The following is a 10866-nucleotide window of genomic DNA, read 5'->3' as shown; positions in this document are numbered from 1 at the left end:
TTACAACTGCGAACGTGCCCAATGGCACTTAAAAAAGTTGACCCCGGTACAATACCGAAATCAACTTCTTCTGAAGGTTGCTTAAACCTCTTTTTTAAATTGTCCTTGAAACGGGGTCCAGATTACAGGAATGAGAGCGGGTTTATTTGATTTATTCACTTCTAAGCATTTACATACGCTTTACATGCCGCTTCACATTCCCGACAAGCTTTAGCACATTCTTGGCAATGATCATGGTCGTGTTTCTCACATTCAGTTGCACATTCATCGCACGCTTTGGCGCATAGAGCTACGAGTTCTGGGAATAATTTACTTTCACGGCTGGAAAAAGCTACGACCATCCCACACATATCCGCGCATTCACGGTCGGTTCGGATGCAGTCCGCCATCATCGCAACATGTTCTTCTCTCAAACAGGCATCGAAACAATTATTACAAGCTTTTTGACATGCGACAACTTTGTCCACTAACGTATCCAATGTTTCATTCATTATCATTCGCTCCTTTATCGTTTGTCTCTCCTTTTATCTTACTCTTCAACAAAATGGATGGCAAATGATATCCTAAATCATTTTTAATAATTTATATCCCGCTTTGTATATCTGAATAGCCCCAAAAATAGAATAACAATTGTATAGCCATAGTTAACGGTGATATACTTCCACGATAGAGCATCATTCTCGATAAGTAATGCCGTGCTACTATAATGGAAAGGTGTAAACCACCTTAATATTTCCCAATTTTCAGATAGATTTGAAACAACAAGCAATGCATAGAGAATCACCACGACGAAAGTACCGATAAATGAAGATTTAAAAGGCAGAAGCTCGATAATCCCAAGTGCTAACAAGCCAATATTCAAATACAGAAAAAAGCTGACTAGATGAATATTAAAAAATAAAGCATGGTTCACTTCCTGCCCCGTAATATAAATCCCGATATATCCGATGATATAAATACTGGCAACAGCGGTAAATATTATCACGGCAGTCGCCAAAACTTTCTCGATAATCACGCGCGTCCGGCTGATCGGATGTGTCAACAAGAATTCACTTGTATGCTCTTTTTCTTCTTTAGAGAGCATATTACCCCCTATCATGGCCGCGAAAACACTCAAACTTAAATTGACCAAGACATCATGTTCCATGCCATAAAAGCCCTCCAAGGTGGACATGTTTGCTAAATCAATATTCACGATATCCGTAAATGCGCTTAAGTCACCAAACATCGTAGCCATATTTTGAGCATCTTCCGAAAACACAGGATACAAGGAAATGACCATTAGCATAAACAAGCCCAGAATCGTGCCGGTAATGAATGCGGTCGGGAGATTGCGTTTGAGTTCATTCTTAAAAATATACATTATTCATCCCTCCCACTCATAGTAGTGCCAAGATAAAAATGGCGGAAAACTTCGTCTAAATCCGGCTCAATAATGGAAAGGTCGGTCATAGTGTCTTTGTATTGATGAAGAGCAGTTAATAAATTTCCCAAGGTATCTTGATATAAGAAACTAATGCTATCTTTCGTTCGAATGACATCTTTCATATAATTTTCCAGTTCAGGAATAGCGGTCAAGCCTTGCACCACCACACGTTTCACCGCTGTTTTCCGCAGTTCATCCATGGGCCCTGAGGTAATAATATGCCCATCTTTGATGATAGCTGCTTTCGTACAGTATCTTTGTACTTCAGTCAGGTTATGGGATGATACGAAAATCGTTGCTCCGTTATTGTGGCGTTCCTGCATTTCTTCCCAGAAAAGGGATTGCATCAGAGGGTCCAGGCCACTTGTCGGTTCATCAAACATGTATAGCTCAGGTCTGTGGTGCAAGGCACAAATAATACTTACCTTTCTACGGTTTCCGAAAGAAAGCTCTTTGATTTTTTTATGGGGATCCACATTGAATTTTTGCATGAGGCGTTGACTTTCAGCCTTAATGTCAGATCCGTTTCCACGTAATCGGGCTGAAAAATCGATCATTTTTTGTACTGTTAAATATTCATAAAAGAATACCTCAGATGGGATATAGCCTATACGCGATAGTATCGCTTGGTTCTGGGTCGAGACTGTCTCGTTGAAAATTTCCGCCTCACCAGCAGTAGCCTGTATCAATCCCAACAGGATGCGCATGGTTGTGCTTTTACCTGCCCCGTTCGGACCCACAAAACCATAAAAATCGCCTTTTTGAATAGCAAGGTTAATGTCTTCTATTGCAAATGATTTTTTATACTTTTTAGATAGATTTCGTATAGCAATAATCGGTTGCTCCATCATAAAAACCTCCTTTTCACGCTCTTGAGTATATATTCATTATACCATCACATGCAACGTGACTTAAAATGCCCATAAAAAAGAGCCATGATTTTTCCTGTTTAGGTTAAATCATGGCTCTTTTATTTAGTTCTTTTGATTTGCCAGTTTGGCAACAATGAATGGCGTAATGACGCTAGTCACTACCACGACTAATAATACTTGTGATGCGGCTGCACCAACATAGTCCCCTAACAGTTCCGGATAGATGGCACCAACCAATCCAGCAGTGGAAACGGAAAGACCCGCTACTGTCATAAAGGTTGCCCCAACTGTTCCATCATTTTTCAATACAAAGCGGTCGATAAGAAGCATGGAGAAATTGATGATATAGAATAATACCGCCAAGATAAGGCCGCCACCACCGGCTTGTAGTGCATCAATCAAGTTCAATCCGTAACCCAAGTTCCAGCCCATCAGGAACGTCAGTCCTGGTAGAGCCGGCATAAAGAACGCTCTAAAGTTAGGATCAAGATTTCCAAAAACAACGCCGGCAGCCATTGGAATCAACGTACTGATAACCGGTGTCCAGTCCATCCCACCACCGCTGGCAATGCCATAGATAATCATCGGAACAGCTGCAATACTGAATAAACCGGTAATACCATAAACTGCCGTATCCTGTTCATTGCCATATTGTTGCATCAAAGATAAGTAAACGGCTGGGTTAATCGAACAAATGGTAATGGTAAAGGCCAAGGCACTAATTCCCATCACGCCACTTTGACCAAATAAGGAAATGTATAATAGGCTAATTCCGCCAGCGATAACGAATTTTGCCAAAAGCAAAACCCCTTGGCGTTTTAGCGCGTAACCGATTTTCTTGAGATCAATACCCGTTCCGGAAGCAAAACAGATGGCACCAATGATGCCGTTCGTCCCTGCCCCACCGAATATATGCTCCGTTAAGCCACCCACTTGAAACAGATTTGGCCAGAACGTGTAAATGAAGGCACTGGTCAGCATCGGAACCAAGAATGTCCCTGCTGGAACTTTTTTTATTGCATTTAACATTTATTATCTCCTTTTGATTAATATATTTTGACCGTATTCCCTAAAAAACTTCTTTCCTATCATGGCATATTGAAAACGCTTGTGTCAAATTGATTTTTATATTCTTATGAGAACAGGAATTTTTTACAGCTTATTGATAGACATTAAATCCCGTTGCAGTATCTTCGAATTTTGCTCCTTTTGGTGATTGGAGTATGAGTTTGAAAAAATAGAAATCCCCGATACAAGAGCCTGCATGCAACGAAACTAAAAGGACATAATCGAAATTCGCCATACTCGAAAGAGCATAGAATAACGTTAAACCAATCGTAATCAATATAAAGGGAGCCAAGCAGATAATGCTGTATTCCCGGGCAGAGTATTTCGACCCAGGGCTAGAGGCATAAGCCATAAAATTTTTAAATCCGAATAGCACCTTTTGTTTAGGCTGGAATAATTTGAAAAAGATGCCATGAATCAATTCATGGATAACGATGAGAGCAAAGTAAATCGCTAAATTTGTGAATAAATGCATCAGTCCCGATGAGTTTGAATCAAGTGGTGGACGAATAGTAGAAGCAATAACAAAAAAAACAACATAAAAGAAAAACATTAAAATGATTGCCCAAATATTGAGTTTCAACGCAAGTTTCTTGTTATCCAGTAAATTTAATTCTTTAATTTTCTTCATTGATAACCAATCCCTTCTCCGCTTTTGTATAGTTATTATACCAGTACAAACCCAACAAAAAGCACCCAATACTCGAACACTGTCTGTCCAAGTATTGGGCACTTTTTTAGCTGTTATTGCTCGTTAATTGGTTGATAAGTTACATCCAGACCTTTTTGTACACCCGGTCTTTCGGCAATGCGGTTTGCCCATTCAACAAGGTGGGTATATTCCAGGACATTCAAGAATTCGTCAGATCCTTCATAGAGGTTTCCTAGTACTAATTGTCCGTACCAGGACCAAATGGCGATATCCGCAATCGTATAACTATCGCCGGCCACATACGGGCGCTGTGCCAACGTTTTATCCAATAAATCCAATTGGCGTTTGGTTTCCATGGTAAAGCGATCGATTGGGTATTTCATTTTTTCTGGCGCATAAGCAAAGAAATGCCCAAATCCGCCACCCACATAGGGGCCGGACCCAATTTGCCAGAATAGCCAATTCAGTGTTTCGGTACGACCGTGAATATCGGTTGGAATCAGTTGCTGGAATTTCTCCGCTAAATAGAGAAGAATAGAACCCGATTCAAAAACTTCCACCCGCGGATTTTGACTTCGGTCAACGAGCGCTGGAATCTTGGAGTTGGGATTAATGCCCACAAAGTCCGAACCGAACTGATCGCCTTCTCCGATATTAATTTTATAGAGATCGTATTCTGCTCCAGTAACACCGAGCTCTTTTAGTTCTTCCAACATAATCGTAACCTTTACGCCGTTCGGAGTCCCTAATGAATAAAGTTGAAACGGAGCTTCTCCTACTGGTAATGTTTGTTCGAAACGACTGCCCGCTGTGGGATTATTCCCCGTTCTGTTGGTATTTTCATCTTCCCATTGCCATACTTTCGGTAATTCGTAAGTCATCTCATACCACTCCTCATTAAAATTATTACGTATCTTCATCATACTATTCTTACGACAGAGAGGCTAAGTTTTAGCTTTGATAAATCAAAAATCGGAAGCTGTTCTTTAGATAATTCCGACTTTTGGGTTTTCTCGGAAGAATAACAACGATTTGAAAATTCTCCTTCCGAGTTTTAAAAAAAGTCGGAAGGAGAATTGTTTTGCCGATGATATACTGCCGAGTATTGTATTTCAGGGCTTTTAGATTAACACTCTAATCTGAAAGCCTGCCGCAACAGGTGGTAAATTTGCTGGTATTGTTCGCGGAAAAAACTGTTTTTCAACGTCACAAAGTTGAATTCGCGTTGTTCGGCATAATCGACAATGTTGATCAGCGAAAGCTCCCCGGATTCTATTTCCTGCTTGGCGGCAACCTCAAACAAGAACGTAATTCCCAATCCCTTGGTAACCATATGCTTGATGGCTGCCATGTTACCGATTTCGATGATTTTATCGAACGTATCCAGTGAATAATTGCGGTCCTCCAGGATATGCTCGAATATTTCCCGCGTTCCTGAACCATGTTCCCGCAAAATCAAGCGGCTATTCTTCAATCCTTCAAACGGGATTTCTTGCTTAGCAAATGTCGCTTGCGGGGAACAAACGGGCACGAAGTTTTCGCGGCTGAAAAGCGTTGTGTCATAGTGAGATTTATCAAACAAGCCTTCTACGAGGATGAAATCCAGTTCTCCCTTATTCAATTGTTCCAGCAGGGATTTAGTGTTGGCAACCGTCATGTGGAAGGTCATTTCGGGATGCCGTGTCAGCAAATCGGAAAGAATAGGTGGCATCACATATTCCCCAATCGACAATGTCGCCCCGAAAGAAAAATGGAGCGACTCCGCCTTAATGGTCTGGATATTTTCCTTGAGGTGCTGAGAGTCGGAAAAAACAGTAATCGCAAATTCTTTTAAAAGCTTTCCTTGTTGGGTCAATTGTATCTTTCTGTTAGAGGTATCAAACAATTTACAGTCATAATATTCCTCCAGAAATTTGATGTGTTGGGATACTGCCGGTTGGGTAATATGCAAGTGCTCGGCGGCTTTGGTGAAGCTTCCATGTGAACAAAGTGCAAGAAAGGTTTCATGTCTAAAGTCTAGCAAGAGAACAACTCCTATCCATAAGATGAACTAATGATATCATTATAAAACATAATTATTTTTTATCCACCTGCCATGATAGACTCATTTCATATTATCTTTTGTCCAAAGAAAGGAATGAGTTATCAAATGAGTCAAAAACTATCTTATTCATCCGGAATTATCTTATCCGCCCTTATCGCAGCTATCGCTTATATCATTAATGGCCTGCTACCGATTGATTTACTAGGAGCGACCCTCATTGCGTTGCTGTTGGGAATGGCGCTGAATCCCCTGGTTGCGAACTATGAAGTCCTTGATCCTGGGATGAACTGGACTTCCAAGAAAATCTTGCGCGTGGGGATTATCCTTGCCGGAATCACGCTAAGTTTCTCGCAAGTTCTCCAGGCAGGTAAATATGCTCTCGTCCTGCTCGCTTTCACACTTGTGACCGCATTTGGTGTCGGCTATTTATGTCATAAAGTATTCAAGATCAATTGGAAGCTCGCGGGCCTCCTTTCGGTTAGTACGGCCATCTGCGGTGGAACGGCCGTTGCGACAGTTGGACCCACCATTAACGCAAAAAATCGGGATATCGCCTATGCCATATCCGCTACTTTCATCTTTGATATTATCACTGTCATTGCGTTCCCCTGGATTGGCCAGATGTTAGGGCTCAGTGACACGGGCTATGGCCTATGGGTTGGGACAGCCGTGAATGATACGTCCTCCGTTGTGGCGGCGGGATACGCCTTTTCAGATGTAGCCGGAGTGTTAGCAACTATCGTGAAACTCACCCGTACCTTGTTTATTGTGCCGATTGTCCTCATTTTTTCGTGGATTCATGCAAAAAAAGAAACGCAGGCCACAGGTACCGTCAAGGTTGATATTGTAAAAATATTCCCATGGTTCATCCTGGGTTTTCTGGCTGTCGTCGCAGTAAGAAGTACGGGTCTTGTTCCGGACGTGATGGTTGGACAGATTTCGGCGCTTTCGAAATTTTGTTTAGCTATGTCATTAGCCGCAATCGGCTTAAAAACAAGTTTCAAAGAAGTCACGGAAGTCGGTATCAAGCCAATGATTGCCGGTGTCGTTATTGATGTATCTGTAGTCATCGTTGCGTTGATTGTGCAAGGACTGATTATGAAATATATTTAGACAATAAAAACTGATTGCGTCCAAAGGATACAATCAGTTTTTTTGTACACTGCCTTGAGTGATTATTCAAAAGGAAAAATGCTTACGAGTAATCACTTTGGGCCAAAAAACGATTACTCACAGCTTTATTTGTCCCTGAGTAATCACTTTCCGAAAAAAACGATTACTCAACCAAAAATTACGGTTTGAGTAATCACCCTCACACAAAAACCCAGAACAGACCCCTCGCTCAGGAGCTTGTTCTGGGTTTAACTCATTATTATTTTTTCTTTGAACCGCCCAGATAAGCGTCCAAGACACGCGGGTCGTTTGCCACTTCATTGGCGGGACCTTCCAGCACAATTTGTCCGGTTTCCATCACGTAGGCGTAGTCGGCGATGCTGAGAGCCTTTTTGGCATTTTGTTCCACCAACATGATGGTCGTACCGGTCTTGGCAACTTTCTGGATAACTTCGAAAATTTCTTGCACAACAAGCGGTGCCAATCCCATGGATGGTTCATCCAGCAGCAAGAGTTTAGGGCGCGCCATGATAGCACGACCGATGGCCAGCATCTGTTGCTGCCCACCTGATAAGGTTCCACCCAACTGACTCATCCGTTCTTTCAGAATCGGAAATTGTTGGAATATTTTCTCCAGGTCGTCTTGCACTTCGCCGTCTCTTCTTTGATAGGCACCCATCTCCAGGTTTTCCAGAACGGTCATCCCCTGCAAGATTTGCCGGCCTTCCGGTACTAAAGAAATCCCGCGCTTAACTATTTGGTGAGGCGCCAATCCTTTAATTGACTGGCCATCGAAAAGAATGTCACCAGATGTCGCCTTTAACGTACCTGTGATAGAGCGCATCGTCGTGGTCTTGCCGGCACCATTCGCGCCGATCAAGGACACAATCTTGCCTTCCGGTACATTCAAGGAGATATCTTTCAAGGCCTGGATATTTCCATATCCGGCTTTAATATTTGTCAATTGCAACATTACATGTCATCCTCCTTGCCTAAATATGCTTCGATGACTTGCGGGCTTTTTTGAATATCGCCAGGTAGACCTTCCGCGATTTTCGAGCCAAAATTGATTGCGACCATGCGATCGCAAATATTCATCATCAAGTTCATGTCATGTTCGATCACGATGATGGTAATACCCAGTGCACTGATTTTACGCATCAAATCCATCAGGCGTTCCGTCTCACTGTCATTCATCCCCGCGGCTGGCTCATCCAGCAGCAACAATTTCGGTTTTGAGGCCAAGGCACGGGCAATTTCCAAACGGCGTTGTTTCCCATATGGCAATGAGTCGGCCGGCTTATCGGCATCATCCAGTAAGTTAACCATCGCCAACAATTCGCGCCCTTTCACGAAGGCCGCTTCCTCTTCTTCTTTTTGAGTCTTCGAATGAAAAACGCTTGAGAAGAAGCCCGATTCTAGTTTGCTGTGCATGCCAATCACAATGTTTTCCAGAACCGTCATATGGCCGAACAGGCGGATGTTTTGGAAAGTCCGGGATATACCGAGCTTTGCAATTTGATGGGGTTTCAGCAGTGCCAATTCTTGCCCGTCCAGGGTGATTTTTCCTTCGCTGACTGAAAAGACCCCCGTAATCAGGTTGAACAAAGTCGTTTTCCCGGCTCCGTTTGGTCCGATAATACCCAAAATCTCGCCTTCATTGACCGCAAAAGAAATGTCCTGCGAAGCCGCAACCCCGCCAAAATTTTTGCTGACATTTTCCAACTGTAACAACATCTACTCCACCTCCGCCACTTTTACTAATTTTTCAGGTTTTTTATTAAAAATTGTTTTGATTTTACGGAGGAGTTCCGTGGTCAAGATTCCGTCAGGCCTGAATGCCATCAAGACAACAAGCATGATACCATAAACCGTATCGCGGTAATCCGCCATAAAACGCAGGATTTCCGGCAACAATGTTAATACCGTTGCGCCTAAAATCGGTCCCCAAATGACATTGCTCCCGCCAAAGACCGTGAACAAGAGGATGTCGATGACGCGCGAGTAGGCAAAATCACCCGGATTTATGAAGAAGGTCGCATGGGCATAAAGGGCCCCGCCGATACCGGCTAAAAAGGAACTGAAGACAAAGGCTACCATTTTATATTTGACCACATCGATACCGGTCAATTCCGCCGCATGTTCATCCCCTTTGATTGCCGCAAAAGCGCGGCCGACCCGGGAGTTGTCCAGCTTCAACCAAAAATGAGTAATTAAAACCACCAATAAAAGGAGCACCAATACGGATGCCACTTGGCCTGCCACCTGGAAATCAAGGCCCAACGCGTCAATGATCCCCAACTTATTCAATACACTTGCCAGGCTGATGCTGAGTGACGGGATCCCGTTCAAGCCCAGGGCGCCATTGGTGATTTCCATATTCAAGAAAACCACCCGCACCACTTCACCAAATCCAAGTGTCGCAATCGCCAGATACAATCCTTTCAGACGGGTCGTCGGCAATCCGATTACAGCGCCAACCAAGGCCGCCGCCACGCCACCAGCAAAAATAGCGATTGGCATTGGAACACCTAGACGCATGGTCAACAGTGCTGAAGTATAGGCGCCAACACTCATGAAGCCGGCTGCCCCAAGTGAAAACTGGCCACTTGCCAAAGTGATGAAGACGCTGATTCCCAAAATTGCATTGATTAAAATAAAAGTCCCGATTTGTAAATAATATGGGTTAAATAGCTCCATTATGGACGTCCTCCTTGCTTGATGCTACCGAACAATCCCTGCGGTCGCCAGAATAAAATAATGATAATCATTCCAAAAGCCACTGCATCGCGGTAGGCGGATGCACCGTAAGCCACGGTCAAAATTTCGGCAACCCCCAATAAAAAGCCACCGACCATTGCACCTTTGATATTGCCAAGACCACCCAAGACCAGCACTGCCAATCCTTTGAAGCCCATCGAAACGCCCATCATTGGTTCAATCGCATCGTATGTCAGACCGATCAAAACCCCTGCGGCCGCACCCATGCTTGTCGCCAACATGAAAGTGTAAACAATCACGCGGTTGGTGTCGATACCAAGAATACTCGCCGCTTCCGGGTTTTCTGAAGTGGCCCGAATCGCCTTGCCGACTTTCGTCTTGTTAATCAACAGGTTCAATGCCACCATCAAAAAGACCGCCGTCCCTAAACTAATAATTTGAATCAAGGAAATTTCGAAAAATGGAAAACGAATAATTTTTCCGGAAAAGTTATTCGGGAATGACCGTGTCTGCGGTCCGAAAATCAACAGAATGATACTTTGCATGAAAATTGATACACCAATGGTACTGATCAGTGGCGCCAATTCATTTTTAGTGTTTCGACGCAACGGACGCAACGCCAGTATTTCCATCAAAAAGCCCAAGATGGCACCACCCACCATCGCGCCAATCATTGCCACAAAAATATTGGCATTAAACTGCGTTACCAATACCAAACCAATATAAGCGCCGGCCATAAACATGGACCCATGTGCCATATTTACGATTCCGAGTACCCCTTGAATCAAGGTGTAACCAATAGCTATAACGGCATAGGCGCTACCAAGCGTCAAACCGTTGATCAATTGCTGAATAAACACAAGCTTTCCTCCTTCTTACTTTCAAATATCATATCTTTTGAAAATCACTCGTTAATAGCCTGCTAAAGCAAGAAACGCCGGGACAGTTTTCTCGCCCCAGCGATTTCCAG

General features: G+C 43.3%; 13 protein-coding genes. 2 read left to right on the top strand and 11 right to left on the bottom strand.

Annotated elements, in window-relative coordinates:
• The coding region (locus ACTVAI_RS11055; protein ID WP_443486545.1) for an IS3 family transposase at positions 1-85 on the top strand (85 nt) is incomplete at its 5' end.
• A gap of 76 nt (positions 86-161) precedes the next feature.
• On the opposite strand, the gene ACTVAI_RS11050 is transcribed toward ACTVAI_RS11055, so the two are convergent.
• The 7 genes from ACTVAI_RS11050 to ACTVAI_RS11020 form a co-directional block, all read right to left on the bottom strand.
• Complete coding sequence (locus ACTVAI_RS11050) at positions 162-491, bottom strand: four-helix bundle copper-binding protein (RefSeq protein ID WP_443486681.1); 330 nt, start codon at positions 489-491, stop codon at positions 162-164.
• 83 nt (positions 492-574) lie between these two features.
• Positions 575-1363: an ABC transporter permease subunit gene (locus ACTVAI_RS11045; RefSeq protein ID WP_443472654.1), complete on the bottom strand. Its 789-nt coding sequence runs from the start codon at positions 1361-1363 to the stop codon at positions 575-577.
• On the bottom strand, positions 1363-2274 hold the full coding sequence (locus ACTVAI_RS11040) for an ABC transporter ATP-binding protein (RefSeq protein ID WP_443472655.1): 912 nt from the start codon (positions 2272-2274) through the stop codon (positions 1363-1365). Before ACTVAI_RS11040 ends, ACTVAI_RS11045 begins: the two co-directional genes overlap by 1 nt.
• A gap of 126 nt (positions 2275-2400) precedes the next feature.
• A complete protein-coding gene (locus ACTVAI_RS11035) occupies positions 2401-3327 on the bottom strand; it encodes a 2-keto-3-deoxygluconate permease (protein WP_443472656.1) in 927 nt (308 codons plus the stop codon).
• A 130-nt stretch (positions 3328-3457) separates the two neighbouring features.
• The gene (locus tag ACTVAI_RS11030) at positions 3458-3997 is read right to left on the bottom strand and encodes a DUF3267 domain-containing protein (RefSeq protein WP_443472657.1); all 540 of its coding nucleotides are present in this window, start codon (positions 3995-3997) and stop codon (positions 3458-3460) included.
• 113 nt (positions 3998-4110) lie between these two features.
• Positions 4111-4899 carry a glutathione-dependent disulfide-bond oxidoreductase gene (gene yghU / locus ACTVAI_RS11025; RefSeq protein WP_443472658.1) on the bottom strand — a complete coding sequence of 263 codons (789 nt, stop codon included), beginning with the start codon at positions 4897-4899 and terminating at the stop codon, positions 4111-4113.
• Between the two features lie 245 nt (positions 4900-5144).
• Entirely contained in the window at positions 5145-6041 is an 897-nt protein-coding gene (locus ACTVAI_RS11020) for a LysR family transcriptional regulator (RefSeq protein WP_443486680.1), read from the bottom strand.
• A 126-nt stretch (positions 6042-6167) separates the two neighbouring features.
• Between ACTVAI_RS11020 and ACTVAI_RS11015 the strand changes: the two genes are divergently transcribed.
• Complete coding sequence (locus ACTVAI_RS11015) at positions 6168-7175, top strand: YeiH family protein (protein WP_373821182.1); 1008 nt, start codon at positions 6168-6170, stop codon at positions 7173-7175.
• 259 nt (positions 7176-7434) lie between these two features.
• On the opposite strand, the gene ACTVAI_RS11010 is transcribed toward ACTVAI_RS11015, so the two are convergent.
• Genes ACTVAI_RS11010 through ACTVAI_RS10995 form a run of 4 tightly spaced genes read right to left on the bottom strand, consistent with a single transcriptional unit; the run spans position 7435 to position 10756 of the window.
• Complete coding sequence (locus ACTVAI_RS11010) at positions 7435-8148, bottom strand: ABC transporter ATP-binding protein (RefSeq protein ID WP_443486679.1); 714 nt, start codon at positions 8146-8148, stop codon at positions 7435-7437.
• Complete coding sequence (locus tag ACTVAI_RS11005) at positions 8148-8912, bottom strand: ABC transporter ATP-binding protein (protein ID WP_443486678.1); 765 nt, start codon at positions 8910-8912, stop codon at positions 8148-8150. Before ACTVAI_RS11005 ends, ACTVAI_RS11010 begins: the two co-directional genes overlap by 1 nt.
• On the bottom strand, positions 8913-9875 hold the full coding sequence (locus ACTVAI_RS11000; RefSeq protein ID WP_443486677.1) for a branched-chain amino acid ABC transporter permease: 963 nt from the start codon (positions 9873-9875) through the stop codon (positions 8913-8915). It abuts the gene before it with no gap.
• Complete coding sequence (locus ACTVAI_RS10995; protein WP_443472664.1) at positions 9875-10756, bottom strand: branched-chain amino acid ABC transporter permease; 882 nt, start codon at positions 10754-10756, stop codon at positions 9875-9877. The genes ACTVAI_RS11000 and ACTVAI_RS10995 overlap by 1 nt, the downstream gene beginning before the upstream one ends.
• Positions 10757-10866: the final 110 nt, after the last annotated feature.

It is taken from the genome of Jeotgalibaca sp. A127 (assembly GCF_052266745.1).
Classification (GTDB): domain Bacteria; phylum Bacillota; class Bacilli; order Lactobacillales; family Aerococcaceae; genus Jeotgalibaca.
Note: the sequence above shows the minus strand (reverse complement) of the source record. Positions and strands in the feature narration are given on the sequence as shown.